The following is a 16,985-nucleotide window of genomic DNA, read 5'->3' on the forward strand; positions in this document are numbered from 1 at the left end:
AATAACCTATTTTTGTTTTTTTTAAGCCCTAGTTTAATTTTTTTGTTCTGTAGTAGCGTTTTGTAACTCTTGTTTTTGGCGTAAAAGTTCGTTTTTAGTAAGTTGGGCTAAATTAAAATTAGGAGTTGTTTTAAGCGCTTCTTCCAAAATATTGATAGCAGCATCAATATTCGCTTTTCTATCTTTATTAAATGTGTTTAAAGCGTTTAAATACATAAATGCCGTTTTTAAAGGTACTTCGTAAGGTTGTTGTGTTTCAAAAAAAGCTTTTTTCATATCATCTTTAGCATTTGCTAAACCATAATTAATATGTTTTTCAACTTCAGTTATGTTTTGCGCTTGCATATTAAGTTCGGCCAATTCGTATGCTACATATGGGTTTGGGTTGCGTTTAAAAATTTCTTGGTAATGTCCTATGGCTAAAGCGGGTTGTTTTAAAGCTTTTAAAGAAATAGCTTTAACTTCTAAAGCCATATCAGAGTCTGATGCATTTTTTTCAAAACCAATTGTGTTTAACGCTTGTCTGTATTGGTTTTCACTCATATAAATGTAAGCCAATGTATCTTTTCTAGCTTGTACAGGTTTTATAACATTTAAATGCGTCATGGCATTAATTATGCCTTGTATATCGCCTTGAGCTTTCATTTGTTTATAATAAGCTTCGTAATGTTTAAGTAAGTCGTTAGATGTTTGGGCGTATAAGCTGCATGTAATGCTTAATGCAATTACTCCAATTAATTTTTTCATTTTTCTATTATGATTTCTGTTAACCAAATCTAATAAAAAGAGGTGGTAATAATAAAAAAGTAGGTTAAATAATTATTTATTAGCCAACTAAACCAAAAACAGAAAAAATAAATTTAAACACATTATGTATTGTTTAAATAATGTTTTGAAGTTTGTAAATGCCACATTTATAATTAGTTGTGGTGGTGTTTTTTAGGAAATTTAAAAAAAAATATCTATATTGATGTTTACTAACTATTTAAAAAGACTAATTATGGGAATTAAAAGTTTTCGAGGAGCGAGGCGAATGCAAACTGCAACCATTAACGAATCATCATTAACTGTAAGCGATTACATGAGCACAAATTTAATAACATTTTCACCTAACCAAACTATAGAAAGTGTTATGCAAGCTTTAATTAAAAACAAAATTTCAGGCGGGCCTGTTGTAAATGAAAAGAATGAATTAATTGGTGTAATTTCTGAAGGCGATTGCATTAAACAAATTAGCGAAAGCCGTTATTACAATATGCCAATGCACGATAATACCATTGAAAAACATGTGACAAGAAACGTTGAAACTATTGATGGTAATATGAATATTTTTGATGCAGCAAAACGGTTTTTAGAAGCTAAAAGACGCCGTTTCCCTATTGTGGAAAATGGTAAACTAGTTGGGCAAATAAGCCAAAAAGATGTTTTAAAAGCTGCTATGCAATTAAAAGGACAAAATTGGAAGTAAAACTTTAGTTATACTTACTAGTTTATTATTTAAAGGCTTGAATTATTTATGTGTAATTCAGGTTTTTTTATGTTCTTGCCTCTGGTGTATCAGTAATAATTAGCCTTTGTGTTTCATTACTTTCTAATACTGCAATTTTGGAATAGTTGTAGCCTTCAATAGGTTTATTTAATGATTTTAATTTCGCAATGCCTCCAACCGTTACAGTTTCTCCAACTTCAATAATGCGTTCGGTATACTTTAAACGTTTGTTAAAACCAAGCCAGTTTTCGTTTTCAATTCCTAAATCTTTTAGAACTTGTACAAATTTTTCATTGGGTTTGTTAAATATTCCTGATTCCACACGTTTATCTTCCTCCATGTACAATAAATAATTGCTTTCCATTGGTTTTATCATAACTAGCTCTCCATTATTTTCAATAAAAAAATCTTGAATTTTTTCTTTTCTAATTAATATTCGCCATCGTGTATGTTTACCGTTACTAACTCGTTGTTTTACTTCAAAGTTATAAGCTATACAAGCTCGTTTTGAGTATGGAGCAATAAAAGGATTGGTAACGCTTAATACTTTGCCTGTTACTTTTGTAGGTTGGCTTGTATTAAAACCTGATATGCTTTTTGTTTGGCAAGCTTTTAATTTACGTAAAACAGTGTTTTTTTTACTAAAATATGTTGAGGTGATAATAGTGGCTATGGTTACAATAAAGAAAAATACAATAGTTGCAGCGGCAATCATGCTTTAATTTTAAGTTATTCTCGTTTAACTAATAAAAAATATTCATTTTCTAGCTCTAAATAACCTTGATCGTAAACAAAGTAATAAATGCTACCTTCTTTGGTGGTGTAAATACTAGTAAAATAGTTAAAATCGAAACCTTCTTGAGTTAGTTTTTTTCTGCTTGTTTTTGTTTTTCCGGTGGTATTTAAAGTTTCTAGAATACGCCAGTTTTTACGTAAACGGTTATTAATATTGCGTATTAAATTTTTACTGTCTTTATTAATGTTATTGTTATAGGCATTGCGACAATAATCGCTACAAAACTTTTTATCGCTTCGGCCAACAAGCTTATCGTTGCATTCTAAACAGGTTTTTTCCATAATTTACTAATTTAAATAAACTTGTAAACTAAAGCAATAGTTGGTTTTCAAACATTTATTTAAACACAAACATTTATTAACTATTATTGTTCGCAACCACCACTACCATAATTTTGTATTTCTTGATAGGTAGGATTGTATGCGTTTGAGTAAACGGTATACTTGTTTTCTGGAATTAAATTATTTAATATTATGGATTGCAATCCACAAAAATTTATTGAGTTTTCACAGTTAAAAATAGATATATAACTATTTGTCCCAACTGCAGAAACTTTATTTAGCCCGTCAAGGTTAGTTAGTGCATTAATATCATGTAAAATTACGTTTCCGCCAATTGTTTCTAAATTATTAAAACCGTTTAAATTTGATAATGAGTTGTTATATTCAAAAAGAATATTTCCTCCAATTGATTTTAGTTCAGTAAAACCATCTATTTGAGTTAGTTTTTCATTCGATTTAATCGAAATGCTACCTTCAATATCTTTAGTGTTGGAAAGACCATCAATGTCTGTTAAAGATTTATTACCAGATAAGGTGAGACTTCCATGTATAGAGTCAAGTCCTGTTAAACCATCTAAACTAGTTAATAAATCATTTTTGCTTAAATATAGGTGTTCACCTAAATATTTAAGATTAGCCAGACCTGTTAAGTTGCTAAAATTACTAGAAGCTATATCTAAATAGCCACCAACTGTTGTTAAATTTTTTAACCCATCTAAATTGTATAGGTTTTTATTATCGTCAACAATCAAGTTACCGTTTATTGATGTAATATTTATTAGAGCGTTTAAATCGGTTATACCGTTTTCCGTAATAATTAAGTGACCATTTATTGACTGAATTTTATCAAGTCCGTTTAATGAATTTAATATGGTATTTCTAAAGAGGTTTAGGTTACCTCCTAATTTTGTTAAATTACCAAGTGAACTTATTTCAGTTAATTTGTCGTTATCAGCAATTAAAACATAATCTTCTATTATTTTTAACTTATTTAATCCTTCAAGATTTGTTAATACTTTGTTGTAGGAAATATTTAAATATCCACCAACATATTCAAGGTTGTCTAATCCTTTTAAACTAGTTATTTGATTATAAGCAATATGCAGGTTGCCTCCAACCTCTTTTAAACTATTTAATGCGTTTAAGTTAATTATGTTGCTAGTTGTGATGTTTCTGTTTATGGTTAATGAACCTGTTATTTTTGTGTAATTGTTTGCTCCAAAATTATCTACCTCTGTTTGAGTTGATAACTCTACCCAACCATCATAAATATTTTCTGTTATTAAATTTTCTTCAATATCCTCTTCGTTATTATCATCTATAGAATCTTTTTCACTACTACAATTAGTGAGAATCATAAATACAGATAAAAGAATGATTTTAGGAATTTTAGTTAATGTCATTTTTATTGGTTTGTAATTAGGCTGTAGCTATTATAATTTTATGAAACCTAAATATAATTAAAAATATAGATTGAATGTAATAAAATTGATATGATAACGGTCTCGGCTACGAGTAGTTGCGTGGTTTAGCACTTAACTTTGCAAGTACACACCAAACTGAAAATCCGCGAGGATTTTCAGAAGTAGGCGATAACACGCAATTGCTTATAGGCATTGTTGTAAACAGTTATTTTATTAATAATTCTTTTAATTCGGTTGAATCAATTTTCTTAAGGTTGATATTTATCCTACCTGTTGATTGTTCAGTTAAAATCCTTTTGTCAGCAAACAACTCTTTCTCTTTTTTGCCTACTATAATCATTGATGATTCGTTTTTTATAGGAATATCTATAAACTTTAAGTCACAATATTTACGATATTCTGATATAAATGAATTCAGGTTGCTATAAATAAAAAATACTGAAATTTGTTCCAAATCAGATTTGTTAAGATTGAGCTCAAAAGTGATTCGAGAATTAACTTCTAAAATTTTGTCAACGTTTATCCAATCGTAATTGTCCACTAACACAAGAGGATAATATCCAATTTTTTCAATGTCCTCAATTAAATCATTTTGAATTTGTTCTAATTGCCTGTTGTAGTAATCAACAGAATCAATTGAAACAAGTTTTTCTTTAAACATCATTACTCCAAATCTACGAGTTGCGACACTATTAAGAGCAGTTTGTGAAACTTTGGTTTCGGAATTTTGTATCCAACTTATTTGATTTATTGAATCTAAAACTCCATTAAATATTCTGTCTCCTATTCTGAACTGTTGTGCAAACTTTAGCTTTAATTTTTTTCCGTCTTTAAGTTTTATTTCTTTATCTCCAATTTTAAATTTTATGGATACAACTCCGTTAGATTCCAAAAGTTCATTTTTATCAGTTATTGTGTTTAAGTTGTCTGAAATTAATTCTAATCGACTGTAATATTCTTTCAGTTCTAAAGTCACTTTATCACTATCTTCAATATCAAAATCTTCCCGATTGAAGTAGATTTTCGTTCCTTTTTCTCCAATAATTTCTTTGACGCTTATTGTGTCTAAATCAAACGTTTGATTTTCGATAAGAACAACCTTTTCAAAAGGATTCGTAGGTTCAAATTCGGCTATATCTTTTTTACAACTAAATACAGAAATTGAAACTAAAAAGTATGTAAGGATTTGTTTTTTCATAATTGTGTACAACGTGGTTGTGTATGAAACGTAGCGTGCAAAAAGACACTAACTTTTCGGATTAACACAGAGCCGAATTTTTATATTTTGTTTTTATTTTTTCTCTTTTTAAAAGCCAAATTAAAAATTTGGCAGTATTTCTAAATAAGCCCAGACCTTTAGGTTTAGCACACTTACTAGCTATGTTTTATACACCGTGTTAGCAAATCGTTTATTTTCTCTCTTATTATTTAAATTTCAGGTTTACTTTTAAATCTAGTTTTCAGTTCGATATATTGTTCGTGAAATAAAAATATGGAAGCAATAGTGAATGGAATTCCTGACCAAAATGCCCATTTGTGAAAATCAGTATAATTCAAACTAGGATATGTTAAATATCTGAATGAAACATACAGTAAAATTATTCCTAAGATGCCGATAAGATTTTTAGTAATCACTTTTTTTACTAGTAAACTTATAATAATTAGTAAATTTCCAATAACTGAGGTTATTGAAGCAATTAATATAAGTTTGGAAAAAGAATCTGAAAAACCATTACTGTTTAACCATCTATCTAGAGTAAAAAATTCGATAAATAGCATTATAGAGATTGTATTTTTATGAATGATGACAATTAATGAATGTAAAATCATTGTCCAAATTTTTAATTTTTTCATACTTTTTCTAATGAAGGTTGTACTATAATTTCTCTTAATATTCTTGACATATTTACTTAGATCTTGGATTCAATGTTTGCTAATTACTAAATAACAGGAATGTTTTATCAATAACAATGTGCTTAATAATTATTTGAAACAAGTTCAATAAATTCTTGTAAAAAAGTATTGTATTTAAAATTAAGGCTTTTTTCTAACACCTTCCAGTATAACATCATTTAAAGCTTCCGATTTATTGGATGTATGCAATACAGAGATATCCCCAGTAGACTCTAAAACAACAGCTCTAACTTGGTTGTAATCAAGAACATTAGCCTCTCTTAATTTAGCTATTAATTGTTTTTTTTCAATGCGGGCATATTTTAAATTATCGTGCAAAATTTTATCATTATCCATTAATAATAAAGGGTCATTGGAGATTAAATTGCTATAAAATTTTAATGCTCTTTGTAAATATGAAGATATAAAAGTAATTACAAGTAAACTCACTATAGCTACTGCACCATGTACAAGGCTTGTGCTTGAAGTTAAAATAGAAGATATTATACTACCTATAGCTACTGTAAAAGCAAAATCGAAGGCAGTAAATTTTGCAAATGACCTTAGGCCAATAATTCTGGTAACTAAAATTATAACAATAAAAATTAAAAGACTTCCTAATATAGTTTCTAAAATAGGGTCCTTAATGCTGTAAATCCATTCCATATTTTTTATTTTAAATGTTAGTTTATTCAGTTCTCCTTTGTCAATTATTTTATTTAAATTTTTGTCTATCAAAATGGCAAAGTAAATTACCTTTAAACCAGTTTACTGTAATGGGGTTTTAATTACAATGTAAAGTTTTATACTTAAAATTCAAATTTAGAGAGGTTTTCAAATTCTTGTAATAAGTTAAGACTATAATTTTTAAGCATTTTGATAAACAGATAATTTAGAAGAAAAATGTGTGGCACTAAATTTTTCTTTTCGAAAAGTTTTAAAGCTAGCATAACAAAGGCTATAGAATTAAAGTTAATCATTTTCGGTTTAAAATTGTTATTATAATTAAAAACAGTTTTTAATTGGGTTTATATAATGTTGTGTTTTTTTGGTAAAATTTTAGAAACATTATAAAATTATCTATATCTTTCAATTATGGAATCTAAAAATAAAATAAAAGAGAACGAATGGCTTAAATTACTTAAAGAAGCTATTGATGAAGGTGTGAAAATTCAAGTAAACCATAGATTTAAGTATAAAAACAAAAATCTAGGTGGTTTTTTAACCCATGCTAAAAGAAAAAATAACCCAGAATTGCATAAAAAAATAAAACGATTAGGGGTAGATTTTAAAATGCATAGTAAAGACCCTGAGCATTACCTAGAAAAATTCACATTGCAATTATTAAAAGATAAAAAACCAATTAAGCAAAGATATATGACTAGGTTTAATGTCTATATTTTACCAAAAAAAGATATTTTAAAAGAAGAAACTATTGAGAAGTTAAACAATGTTTGGCAACAAAAATTTGGTGTTGTAAGAAGATGGGATGTTCCTGAAACTGCTCTTGACAAAATTAATAGGTGGAAAGCATTTAGGTATGATGAAGAAAATAATCCGGATGGAAAATGGTTTCACTACAGAAAATACATGGGAAACAAACTATACGGTTGGGTGTATGTTAGAAAAAGAGATAAGAAAAAAATGAGCCTAATATTAGAACATTTTAACGAACAGGAAATAGCAGAATTAAAAAAAGAGGGTTTTTTTAAAAATAAGAGAAGAAAAAAACAGGCATAATAAAATATTTTGTTCTTGTTTTTTACTCGTTACAATGCTTTTTTATTTTTAGTAGTAAGCAAGAAGATGTAATTACTTATACAGGTTGATGTGTTTGCTATTTTTTATACATTGTCGTGTACCGTACTTATTGCATATTTTTGTTCTCTTTTCTTGAAAGCAACTTCACCACCTTCCAAGATATCACAAACGTGCTCTTTTATTCCCTGTCTATTTAATATAGGGATTGCGTTATCTTGAAGTCTGATAGAGGTATCTTCTAATGCTCCAGATGTATACTCAAAATGATATATGTTGTTTGGTGTAGAGTTTCCTTTTTGATTGGCGATAATTACTTGTTCCGAGTCTGTACCAACAACTAAATTTGGATTATGAGTTACAATAATAATTTGACGTTCTTTCTTTTTTTCTTTTATAAACTTTCGTAATTGACTATACAATGAACGATTATCCCAATCGTCTTCAGGTTGGTCTAGTAATATTGGATATTTACTTGATTTATCTAAGTCAATTAATAATTTTAGTAATATAAAAGCTTTTTTTCCAGCTGACATTTCATTAAATCTATCACCTTCGCTAGTCAATTTGAAATCAAAAACAAACCAGTTTTTTAATAATACTTTTAAAGCTGATGAAAGACTATCATATCTTTTGACAGTTTCTATTTTTTTATACAAAAAGTCTAGTATTAGTGTTTTAATGTCAGCTTTAAACTGCTCAATATTTTTAACTGTATAGTTATCAATATTTAGACTATTACTTTTTACGTAAGTTGATAATTTAACACCATTAAAAACTTCTAGAACGAATTGATTATGAAAAGCTTTTTCTTTAAAAAGTATATCTATTTCAAAATCCATTTCATCTTTAATTAATTTCTGTTTCATAATTATTGATTTAGCATCGAATAAATTATTATAGAAACTTTTCGTAAAATCCGAAAGGTTATCAATTATTAATAGAATTTCTTTTTTTAAATCCTCTAATTTCTGTTGCTCAATTAAAATTTTATTTAGTTTATTCTTCTCTTTTTCTAAACTTAATTCTAAATTGGTCAAAATCTTTGAGTTATTTAGTTTTCCAGAATAGGGTTTTAAATCGTTATCTGTTTTAGAAAGGACTAGAGCTATTTCGTTTATTTCTTCATTTAATACAGTTATTTTATTGTCAATAAATGATAACCAATCATCAATAAAAACTTTTTGAATTTTTTCAAATTCTATATTTAACTCCTCTTTTGTTTTTTCTGAAACATTACTAAATAAAGGTTTGTTTATAATTTCTGTATTCTCGGATTTTAATAAATTTAAAGATTCTAAATCAGTATTTATTTGTTCTTGTCTTTTTGCAAGTTTATCTTTAATTTTTATTAAATCATTATATTTAGCTATTTCTGAAGAGTCTAAACCTGATTTATTTTTCAAGTCAGCAATAGAATTTTCAATTTTTTTGATTTCACTTTCAATCCCTTTTTTATCGCCTATATTCTTAATAGATTTATTTAACTCTATAAAATTAGCATATAGCTGCTCTAAGTCTTCAATGTTTTTTGCAACTTTAGAATTTAAGGAATTGTTTTTTGATTGTAAGTTTTCAAATGCATTTTTAATATCGACATCTTGAATTAATACATTTTTAATTATATCGTCAATTGAAGTTTGTTCTTCGTTTTTTTCGACTAGTCTATTTAAATAAGATTGCGGTATATAGATTATTTTTTTTGATGGATTGTCTATATTGTTTAATTTACTTATTTGACCGTCACGCCATTTTACTTCAAAGCCTTTAATTTTTTTAGAATAAACATCTAAACTAACTTCTTTATGTCTATCAATGACTTCTTTTGGGTCAATTGTTTCTGCAATACTTCTAAGTAAAAGCGATTTCCCAGTTGATTTTCCACCAATAATAGTAACAAGATTTTGATTAAGTTTAATTTCGTGAGGTAAAAAATTATCATCGATGAATTTTACTGTATCGATAACAGAATAATCGGTTTTGTTGTCATTTAATTCTTCACCAATGAATAATCTATCTTTAGGTTCAAATAATACTTGTTTTAATCCTTCATAATTTTTATTTGCTTTTATGAAAGAATATGTAGAACCTACATCACTAGCTTTGTGTGCATCAGATGAACTTAGAATAGGTATTTCAGGATGATTTTTTGGATACCAGCCTTTAATCTTATTTTGAATTTCTTCAATTTGCTCATATTTTTCTTTTATTTCGAAAGAAAAATAAATATTTCCATTTATTAAATAATCAATAATTTCTTTTCTCCCTTGTACATCAGATTTTTTGAAAAAACCACTATTTGACATACAGTGAGCAAAAACAACTATTCCAATATCACAGTTCCAAATGTCAGATATTAATTCTTTTGTTGTGCAATTAATTTTTTTATGTGTATTGTCTGAATTGAAAAAAGGTCTATCAATTTTACAGTTTTTGGCAAGGAAATATTCGACTGCTTCACTCCATTTCTCTAAGCCTATTTTTTCTTTATAGTTTTCATTGAAGATAACCAACAAATGCCAACCCTCTCTTGTATCTAATTCTACTCCAGGTAATACTTTAATATTTTTATTATTATTGATAGCGTAATCAATTGCTAAACCACAATTATGGTCAGTAATTCCAATTACCTCAATATTTTTTTCTTCTGCTGTTTTTAAGTATTCTTGGGTACTTTTCTTTATTTTTTCTAATGTTGCAGCATCATTCTTACCAAGCCAATTGTTAGATACTGGTTGTACTTGTAAATCCCATTTTGCCCAAATTGAGCCTCTTGATAGTTTTGTTTCTGACATGTTTTTTTGTATGGTATACAACTAATTACATCAGTAAATATAAGAAAATTCAGTAAAATTATATTTTAAAATAGCTTTAAAACCAGATAAGTAAAGTTTTGTAAACGACTACAAACAATTACAAACGAACACAATTATTTAAAAACCGTTTAAAATTTTAAGTGTGTTGCACTTTTGCAGTGTCGAGTTATAACATTAACGTATTGTTATTCTCGATTTAGTATTAACTGTTTTACGATTAAAAATTAAAATTATGAACACGCTTAGAAACAAAGTACAGTTGATTGGTAACTTAGGAAACAATCCAGAAATTATTAACCTTGAATCGGGTAAAACATTGGCTAAATTTAATATAGCCACAAACGATAGTTACACCAATAATAAAGGTGAAAAAATAACCGACACGCAATGGCATAATGTGGTTGCTTGGGGCAAAACTGCACAAATTGTTGAAAAATATTTAACCAAAGGTAAAGAAGTAGCTATAGAGGGTAAATTAACATCTAGAAGTTACGACGATAAACAAGGTAATAAACGCTACATTACAGAGGTTGTTTGTAGCGAACTGCTAATGTTATAAAACCCAAATTGTATTAAATAGTAAAGCCCGATTTTAAATCGGGCTTTACTTTACTAATTAACAAATTATAATAATCTTTCTTTTTCTTTACAAGGCTTAAGTCGGCGTTAAGTTTTATTACTTACAAAAAAATTAATTTTTTTTAAATTTTATTTTTTCCCAGTTTTTATCGGCTTGTTTTATTTGGTTATCAATGTTTAATTTTTTCCAAGATTTTAAAGTATTTATTCCCCAGGAATTATAAAATAAATACAGTTTACCGTTTGTAATTTGATAAGTTTCAGGGTCTATACCTACTTTATCTCCTTTTTCGGCAATAGCATAGGCACAGTAGCCACCATATTTAGGCACATAACTTTCAGGGTTATTTTTAAATGTGTTTAAATTTTCTTTGCTAGAAAACTTAAATTTAACTCCATTAAAAGTTGTTGTGTATTCTGTTTTACCTTCTTGAGGATTGTTTTTAAAATAAGAAACTACATCGTACCCTTCGGCAATATATCCTTTTTTTAAATTGTAATCTATTTGTTGTGCTTGTAGCGAATATAAACTTAAAAAGCACATTACTAAAAACCATTTCATAAATAATTGTTTTTTTAGTAAGTCTTAATTAGTAGTAAAAGCTTACGCTATTTATTATAAAACCATAAGATTACAACCACGAATATCAGAGTTGTCAAAGCGTCCTATAATATCAATTTCACCATTTTGTTTAACACGACCTAAATCTTGGGTTGCAATAAAGGCACAAGAATTAATATTTGCTAAATCTATTACATTTATACCTCCTGTTTTTCCCGCGGTTTGAATGGTTAATGCATCTTCTGGGTCGCGAGTTATTATTTGCATCCAAGGTGGGCAGCTAAAAACACCGTTTCCTTTCGAGTAAGCTTGACTCAATAGTTCGGTCATGCCATATTCGCTATGTATATGGTTTACACCAAAACCTTTTTTTAATATATTATGTAGTTCAGTACGAATAAGTTCTTTGCGTCTACCTTTCATGCCGCCAGTTTCCATTATTATGGTATTTTTTAGGTTGAATTTATGAGTTTCAACTAGATCTAATAATGCAAACGACACGCCTATAAGAAGGACTTTTTTGTTTTCAGAATTTAGTTTAATTAAGGTGTTTTTAAGTTCAGATAGGTTATTTAAATAAAATCCGCTTTCTTTATGCTTAGAGGTTTTAATCATATGGTCTACCATATAAATTAGCGAGGAGCCTTCGCGCTCTAAATATGATGGTAATAACCCTAAAACAACATAATCTTCGATATTACCATAAAAGTGTTTGAAACCTTTAATAAAACTTTGTTCGTAAATGTTTAAGTTAGTTACTAAATGTTTACTTGTATTACTGCCTGTAGTGCCAGAGCTTGTAAATGTAGCTTCAATATTTTTTTTTTCACTTAATATTTCGTGAGTTTTAAAAAACTGAATTGGCAAAAATGGTATTTCTGTTACGGTTTTTACGCTGCTTGGGTGTTTGTACAATAAATCGCAGAATGAGCGATAAACTCTATTATTTTCAAACTGAAATTTAAAAACCTGCAAAGCCATGCTTTCAAAAGCTTCTTTAGAGTTTATTTTAAAAATGTCTTCTGGATTAATCATAAGTTGTTTTTCAACACTGCAAAAGTATATAAAATAAAAAAGCGCTACCAATGGTAACGCTTTAAAAGTTATGTATTAATAAAAATTATTTTATAACTAGTTTTTGGGTTGAAACAGCATCATTTTGTGTTACTTTCATAACATAAATACCACTATTTAAGCCAGAAACGTTTAGTTTGTTACTGGTTACTTTATTGCTTAAAACTTGTTTTCCTAATAAATCAAAAACAGCAACATCCATTACAGAAGTACTTTTACTTGTAATGTTTACATAACCTAAGCTTGTTGGGTTAGGGTAAGCTGTAAATCCTTCAATTTGGTTTTGTTTTGTTGATAACGTAGAAAAAGTAAATGTTCCTAAAGGAAATTGTGAGCCACATGAAGCGTTAGTTGTACAACCATCAACAGCATCTGCTCCGCTAAACGTCCAATCTGCTAAAGTAAAGGTTGTTGAGGGGCTAGAGTCAGAAACTCTGTAAGCCCATCCATCTAAGTAGTCCCAAGCTTCGCCAGTTCCATCGGTATTAATATCACCAAAAACGTCATAAGCTGTTCCGTTGTAAAATAGCTCTAAGGCATCATCACCATTAATTGAAGCGGAACCACTTGTAAAATCTGGTGCAAATCCAAAATATGCAGTAAAACCATCGACTTCAGTAGCTAAATATAAAAAATCACCAGCTGTAGCACTACCAGAAAATGTGAATTCTTCACCATCTGTTCCGCCTCCATTATTTGCAGAACCAAAACCGTAAGCAGACAAATCGGCAATATCATTTATTACATAAATTTCTACAGCTTTTGGAACGCCTCCAGAAAGAGGGCCATCAAAAGCACCTGTAATAATTAAGTCTTGCCCAAAAGACAAATTAGCCATTAAAAAAATAAGGAATAGAGAGTAAAATTTTTTCATAAAAAAAGTATTAGTTAATAAAAGTTTAAGTTCTAAATTTACTAATTGTGCTCACTATAAACCAAAAAAAACAGCCATGTGGCTGTTTATTTAACGATATTATAATATTGGGTTTACTTTATTACTAATTTGCGAGTTTCGCTAACATTTCCTTCGGTGATTTTAACAATATACACACCTTTTTTTAAATTGGAAATATTTAATTCTTTACCTGTTAATACTACAGCAAAAACACGTTTGCCTAATACATTGTAAAACTCTACCCTTTTATTAAAATTATATTTAGTGCTTATTGTAATGTAAGCATTGCTACTTCTAACGGGGTTTGGGTAAATAGACAAATCCTCAATATTTTGAGTTGTTACAGATGCTAATTTATTATCATCTTGAGCAACAGAAATTTGAGTTACACCAAAGGTAAAAACCAATAATAAAATGTAGAAGTAATTTTTTTGCATAGGTCGATTTAAGATTTGGTAAAAATAATAATTTCTTACAAAAGTGATGCCAAAAAACTGTTAAAGATTTGATTCATACGTCGAAACGCTAATTTACCTTAAGCAAATTGTTACCTTAATGTTATTAAATCTGTACTTTTAATAAAATTATGTTATTAGTTTTATATTTGCTTACACAATATTAGTTGCTCTTAAATAATGAAAAAACAGGATATTAAAATTTTGCTTGTAGATGACGAGCCAGACATTCTAGAAATTGTAGGTTATAATTTGTCTAGTGAAGGTTACCAAGTTATCACTGCCGAAAACGGAAGCGAAGGCGTAAAAAAAGCAAAAAAAGAACTTCCTCAATTAATAATTCTCGATGTTATGATGCCAGAAATGGATGGTATTGAAGCCTGCGAGATGATTAGAAAAATACCAGATTTAAAAAATTCAATTATTACTTTTTTAACCGCAAGAGGAGAAGATTACTCGCAAGTTGCTGGTTTTGAAGCGGGTGCAGACGATTATATAACAAAACCAATTAAACCCAAAGTTTTAGTTAGTAAAGTAAAAGCCTTATTGCGTCGCTATAAAGATGAAGAGGTATCAAATACTGTAAAAGTAGGAAGTTTGGTTATAAACCGAGATGAATACAAAATTACATCAAAAGGTAAAGAAATTGTTTTACCAAGAAAGGAATTTGAATTGTTATCTTTGTTGGCATCTAAACCAGGAAAAGTGTTTAAACGTGATGAAATTTTAGATACTGTTTGGGGTAACGAAGTAGTAGTAGGAGGTAGAACCATAGATGTGCATATTAGAAAACTAAGAGAAAAATTAGGAGATAAAAGTTTTAAAACCATAAAAGGAGTTGGCTATAAGTTTGTAGATTAATGCGAACAAAATTTAAAAAATCATACAGGTTTGCTTTGTATACCTCGTTATATGTAACTGTATTAACAACACTCTTAGCGAGTGTTTTTTTATTGTTGTTTTACGAGTTAAAATGGTATTTACCATTGGCTTTTGCAGTAATAGTATATATAAGTTGTTTTATAATAATTCAGTTTAGGGTAGAACGATTTATTTATAAACGAGTAAAAAAAATATATGATGATCTTACACTTTTAGAGTCTACAACGCTTAGAAAAGGGGCCATAACTACAGACATGAGAACTTTAACCGAGGAAATTGACAAGTTTGCAAAAGATAAAAAAATTGAAATTGAAACCTTAAAAGTTCGAGAAGAATACCGAAAAGAATTTTTAGGTAATATTTCTCACGAATTAAAAACACCATTATTTACTGTTCAAGGCTATATCTTAACATTGCTAGATGGCGCCATGGACGATAAAGTAATAAGAAAAAAATACTTAGAGCGAGCAAGTAAAGGTATTGAGCGTTTGGGTTATATTGTAAAAGATTTAGATATGATTACCAAACTTGAAGTTGGTGATTTAAGCCTGCAAACAGAAGCATTTGATATTATTGAGCTTGCCAAAAGTGTTTTTGAAATGCTTGAAATGAAGGCTGCCAAGAAAAAAATTACATTAACCTTCGATTTAGAATATAAAACATCAATTATTGTTAAAGCAGACAAAGAACGTATTCAGCAAGTATTGGTAAACTTAGTAGTAAATTCCATTAAATACGGAAGAGAAAAAGGAACTACCGAAATTAGTGTAGAAAATCTTATTAAAAATAAAGTAATTGTTAGGGTAACAGATAATGGAGAAGGTATTTCATCTGAAAATATACCAAGACTTTTTGAACGATTTTTTAGAGTAGATAAAAGTGGCTCACGAAAAGAAGGAGGTTCTGGTTTAGGTTTATCTATTGTTAAGCATATTATAGAGGCGCACGACGAAAAAATTTACGTAGAAAGCGAATTTAATGTTGGTAGCGAATTTTCTTTTACCCTCGAAAAGGCTGAAACAACTCCTTAAAATCAACGTTAAAATCAAAAGCATTTAGGCCTTTAAAATCGTTTATTTGTTCTAATTGTTTTAGTGTAAAGTCGTCTTGATCACAACTTGGTACTAAACCTAATTCGGTTAATCTATTAGCTAGGTAAACTTGTTCAAATTGTCCTGGAGTAGGTATAAAAAAGGCTTTTTTGTTAAGTTTTGCCAAATCCATAACAGTAGTGTAACCAGATCGTGAAATTATTAATTTACTTTCATTAATGGTTTGTTCTAGCAGTTTAGATGTCATAAAATTATATACCGTAATGTTATTTAAAGTTTCAATCGTTTGTTTATTTTCCATTTTACCTTTTACAAAAACAACCTTACCATTATAGCCTTTTAGTGTATCTAATAATTTTTCTTCAAGTAAAGTACGTTGTGGCTCTGGTCCTGAAATTAAAACCATAACATCGTTTTTTATTGTAGTTTCACATTTTGTAAATCTACTTAACGGGCCAATATATTTTGTGTCTACCTCAAACGATTTTACATGGCCTAACTTTCCACTTAAATTAATTTCAGAATCATCTGTATCTGGAATCCAACATACATCAAACTTTTTTATTATTTTTTGATGAATTTTAGTGCTTATCCATGTGGTGTTTCCACTTAAAACATTTAATTGGTGTGTAATAAATATTGACGGTATTTTTTTGCTTCTTACACCTAGCCTGTTATCAGAAATTAAACCATCAATTTTATAATCTTCAATAATATTCTTTATAGCTTTTTTTTCTGCCTTTATAGCTTTTAAAAGTTTTGGCGAGTTTTTTAAAATTTTTAGTTTAAAATATTTTCCTTTTTTAGCATAAGTAACTTTATAAGATGGTAATTCTATAGTTTCAAGCTCCGGAAACTCCTTTTGTAATAAAGCAAGCGCAACACCATCACTTGCAATAATAGGTTGAAAACCTTCAGCAATTAAGGCATTAATAATAGGTATACAACGTGTAGCATGACCTAAACCCCAATTTAAAGGGGTTACTAAAATTCTTTTCTTCATAACCATTGTAATTTACCTTAAAGTAC

Annotated in this window: 18 protein-coding genes; 5 read left to right on the forward strand and 13 right to left on the reverse strand. The window is 28.5% G+C overall.

Translation table 11 applies throughout. The annotated features are described in order from the left end of the window. Window positions 1–33: 33 nt before the first annotated feature. Complete coding sequence (locus LG649_RS06565) at window positions 34–747, reverse strand: hypothetical protein (RefSeq protein WP_226542455.1); 714 nt, start codon at window positions 745–747, stop codon at window positions 34–36. A gap of 253 nt (window positions 748–1,000) precedes the next feature. Here LG649_RS06565 and LG649_RS06570 point away from each other — a divergent pair, with 253 nt between their 5' ends. Continuing rightward, window positions 1,001–1,468 (forward strand): CBS domain-containing protein, encoded by a 468-nt coding sequence (locus tag LG649_RS06570; RefSeq protein ID WP_226542456.1) that lies wholly within the window; start codon window positions 1,001–1,003, stop codon window positions 1,466–1,468. Window positions 1,469–1,535: 67 nt separating this feature from the next. On the opposite strand, the gene LG649_RS06575 is transcribed toward LG649_RS06570, so the two are convergent. The 6 genes from LG649_RS06575 to LG649_RS06600 all read right to left on the reverse strand — a co-directional run bounded on the left by LG649_RS06575 (window position 1,536) and on the right by LG649_RS06600 (window position 6,621). After that, complete coding sequence (locus LG649_RS06575) at window positions 1,536–2,204, reverse strand: hypothetical protein (protein WP_226542458.1); 669 nt, start codon at window positions 2,202–2,204, stop codon at window positions 1,536–1,538. A gap of 14 nt (window positions 2,205–2,218) precedes the next feature. Further along, window positions 2,219–2,566 (reverse strand): hypothetical protein, encoded by a 348-nt coding sequence (locus LG649_RS06580; protein WP_226542460.1) that lies wholly within the window; start codon window positions 2,564–2,566, stop codon window positions 2,219–2,221. Window positions 2,567–2,649: 83 nt separating this feature from the next. Beyond that, on the reverse strand, window positions 2,650–3,969 hold the full coding sequence (locus tag LG649_RS06585) for a receptor L domain-containing protein (RefSeq protein WP_226542462.1): 1,320 nt from the start codon (window positions 3,967–3,969) through the stop codon (window positions 2,650–2,652). 226 nt (window positions 3,970–4,195) lie between these two features. Continuing rightward, window positions 4,196–5,188 (reverse strand): hypothetical protein, encoded by a 993-nt coding sequence (locus tag LG649_RS06590; protein WP_226542463.1) that lies wholly within the window; start codon window positions 5,186–5,188, stop codon window positions 4,196–4,198. Window positions 5,189–5,418: 230 nt separating this feature from the next. Next, entirely contained in the window at window positions 5,419–5,844 is a 426-nt protein-coding gene (locus tag LG649_RS06595; protein WP_226542465.1) for a hypothetical protein, read from the reverse strand. A 180-nt stretch (window positions 5,845–6,024) separates the two neighbouring features. Then, window positions 6,025–6,621: a DUF421 domain-containing protein gene (locus tag LG649_RS06600; RefSeq protein ID WP_317197652.1), complete on the reverse strand. Its 597-nt coding sequence runs from the start codon at window positions 6,619–6,621 to the stop codon at window positions 6,025–6,027. 357 nt (window positions 6,622–6,978) lie between these two features. Here LG649_RS06600 and LG649_RS06605 point away from each other — a divergent pair, with 357 nt between their 5' ends. Further along, window positions 6,979–7,623 (forward strand): hypothetical protein, encoded by a 645-nt coding sequence (locus LG649_RS06605; RefSeq protein ID WP_226542467.1) that lies wholly within the window; start codon window positions 6,979–6,981, stop codon window positions 7,621–7,623. A gap of 104 nt (window positions 7,624–7,727) precedes the next feature. Here LG649_RS06605 and LG649_RS06610 read toward each other — a convergent pair whose 3' ends face one another. After that, window positions 7,728–10,436, reverse strand: a complete 2,709-nt coding sequence (locus tag LG649_RS06610) for a TrlF family AAA-like ATPase (protein ID WP_226542469.1) — start codon at window positions 10,434–10,436, stop codon at window positions 7,728–7,730. Window positions 10,437–10,689: 253 nt separating this feature from the next. Between LG649_RS06610 and LG649_RS06615 the strand changes: the two genes are divergently transcribed. Continuing rightward, window positions 10,690–11,016, forward strand: a complete 327-nt coding sequence (locus LG649_RS06615; RefSeq protein ID WP_226542471.1) for a single-stranded DNA-binding protein — start codon at window positions 10,690–10,692, stop codon at window positions 11,014–11,016. Between the two features lie 132 nt (window positions 11,017–11,148). On the opposite strand, the gene LG649_RS06620 is transcribed toward LG649_RS06615, so the two are convergent. The 4 genes from LG649_RS06620 to LG649_RS06635 form a co-directional block, all read right to left on the reverse strand. Then, complete coding sequence (locus LG649_RS06620) at window positions 11,149–11,598, reverse strand: YHS domain-containing (seleno)protein (RefSeq protein WP_226542473.1); 450 nt, start codon at window positions 11,596–11,598, stop codon at window positions 11,149–11,151. A 54-nt stretch (window positions 11,599–11,652) separates the two neighbouring features. Then, on the reverse strand, window positions 11,653–12,633 hold the full coding sequence (locus LG649_RS06625; protein ID WP_226542475.1) for a LuxE/PaaK family acyltransferase: 981 nt from the start codon (window positions 12,631–12,633) through the stop codon (window positions 11,653–11,655). An 85-nt stretch (window positions 12,634–12,718) separates the two neighbouring features. Next, on the reverse strand, window positions 12,719–13,546 hold the full coding sequence (locus tag LG649_RS06630) for a T9SS type A sorting domain-containing protein (protein ID WP_226542477.1): 828 nt from the start codon (window positions 13,544–13,546) through the stop codon (window positions 12,719–12,721). Window positions 13,547–13,659: 113 nt separating this feature from the next. Beyond that, entirely contained in the window at window positions 13,660–14,004 is a 345-nt protein-coding gene (locus LG649_RS06635; protein ID WP_226542479.1) for a T9SS type A sorting domain-containing protein, read from the reverse strand. 198 nt (window positions 14,005–14,202) lie between these two features. Here LG649_RS06635 and LG649_RS06640 point away from each other — a divergent pair, with 198 nt between their 5' ends. Continuing rightward, window positions 14,203–14,883 (forward strand): response regulator transcription factor, encoded by a 681-nt coding sequence (locus LG649_RS06640; protein ID WP_226542481.1) that lies wholly within the window; start codon window positions 14,203–14,205, stop codon window positions 14,881–14,883. Then, entirely contained in the window at window positions 14,883–15,935 is a 1,053-nt protein-coding gene (locus tag LG649_RS06645; protein WP_226542482.1) for a sensor histidine kinase, read from the forward strand. The genes LG649_RS06640 and LG649_RS06645 overlap by 1 nt, the downstream gene beginning before the upstream one ends. Here LG649_RS06645 and LG649_RS06650 read toward each other — a convergent pair. Next, window positions 15,904–16,959 carry a glycosyltransferase family protein gene (locus LG649_RS06650; RefSeq protein ID WP_317197653.1) on the reverse strand — a complete coding sequence of 352 codons (1,056 nt, stop codon included), beginning with the start codon at window positions 16,957–16,959 and terminating at the stop codon, window positions 15,904–15,906. The two genes, LG649_RS06645 and LG649_RS06650, sit on opposite strands and share 32 nt — an antisense overlap. Window positions 16,960–16,985 lie beyond the last annotated feature (26 nt).

It is taken from the genome of Neotamlana laminarinivorans, from assembly GCF_020523925.1.
GTDB lineage: Bacteria > Bacteroidota > Bacteroidia > Flavobacteriales > Flavobacteriaceae > Neotamlana > Neotamlana laminarinivorans.

What these genes read in the sequence shown, in the direction of transcription:
- LG649_RS06620 (WP_226542473.1), bottom strand. Translation starts at nt 11,598, where the DNA reads ATGAAATGGTTTTTAGTAATGTGCTTTTTAAGTTTATATTCGCTACAA.
- LG649_RS06565 (WP_226542455.1), bottom strand. Translation starts at nt 747, where the DNA reads ATGAAAAAATTAATTGGAGTAATTGCATTAAGCATTACATGCAGCTTA.
- LG649_RS06615 (WP_226542471.1), top strand. Translation starts at nt 10,690, where the DNA reads ATGAACACGCTTAGAAACAAAGTACAGTTGATTGGTAACTTAGGAAAC.
- LG649_RS06575 (WP_226542458.1), bottom strand. Translation starts at nt 2,204, where the DNA reads ATGATTGCCGCTGCAACTATTGTATTTTTCTTTATTGTAACCATAGCC.
- LG649_RS06595 (WP_226542465.1), bottom strand. Translation starts at nt 5,844, where the DNA reads ATGAAAAAATTAAAAATTTGGACAATGATTTTACATTCATTAATTGTC.
- LG649_RS06650 (WP_317197653.1), bottom strand. Translation starts at nt 16,959, where the DNA reads ATGAAGAAAAGAATTTTAGTAACCCCTTTAAATTGGGGTTTAGGTCAT.
- LG649_RS06580 (WP_226542460.1), bottom strand. Translation starts at nt 2,566, where the DNA reads ATGGAAAAAACCTGTTTAGAATGCAACGATAAGCTTGTTGGCCGAAGC.
- LG649_RS06585 (WP_226542462.1), bottom strand. Translation starts at nt 3,969, where the DNA reads ATGACATTAACTAAAATTCCTAAAATCATTCTTTTATCTGTATTTATG.
- LG649_RS06605 (WP_226542467.1), top strand. Translation starts at nt 6,979, where the DNA reads ATGGAATCTAAAAATAAAATAAAAGAGAACGAATGGCTTAAATTACTT.
- LG649_RS06645 (WP_226542482.1), top strand. Translation starts at nt 14,883, where the DNA reads ATGCGAACAAAATTTAAAAAATCATACAGGTTTGCTTTGTATACCTCG.
- LG649_RS06610 (WP_226542469.1), bottom strand. Translation starts at nt 10,436, where the DNA reads ATGTCAGAAACAAAACTATCAAGAGGCTCAATTTGGGCAAAATGGGAT.
- LG649_RS06630 (WP_226542477.1), bottom strand. Translation starts at nt 13,546, where the DNA reads ATGAAAAAATTTTACTCTCTATTCCTTATTTTTTTAATGGCTAATTTG.
- LG649_RS06590 (WP_226542463.1), bottom strand. Translation starts at nt 5,188, where the DNA reads ATGAAAAAACAAATCCTTACATACTTTTTAGTTTCAATTTCTGTATTT.
- LG649_RS06635 (WP_226542479.1), bottom strand. Translation starts at nt 14,004, where the DNA reads ATGCAAAAAAATTACTTCTACATTTTATTATTGGTTTTTACCTTTGGT.
- LG649_RS06640 (WP_226542481.1), top strand. Translation starts at nt 14,203, where the DNA reads ATGAAAAAACAGGATATTAAAATTTTGCTTGTAGATGACGAGCCAGAC.
- LG649_RS06570 (WP_226542456.1), top strand. Translation starts at nt 1,001, where the DNA reads ATGGGAATTAAAAGTTTTCGAGGAGCGAGGCGAATGCAAACTGCAACC.
- LG649_RS06625 (WP_226542475.1), bottom strand. Translation starts at nt 12,633, where the DNA reads ATGATTAATCCAGAAGACATTTTTAAAATAAACTCTAAAGAAGCTTTT.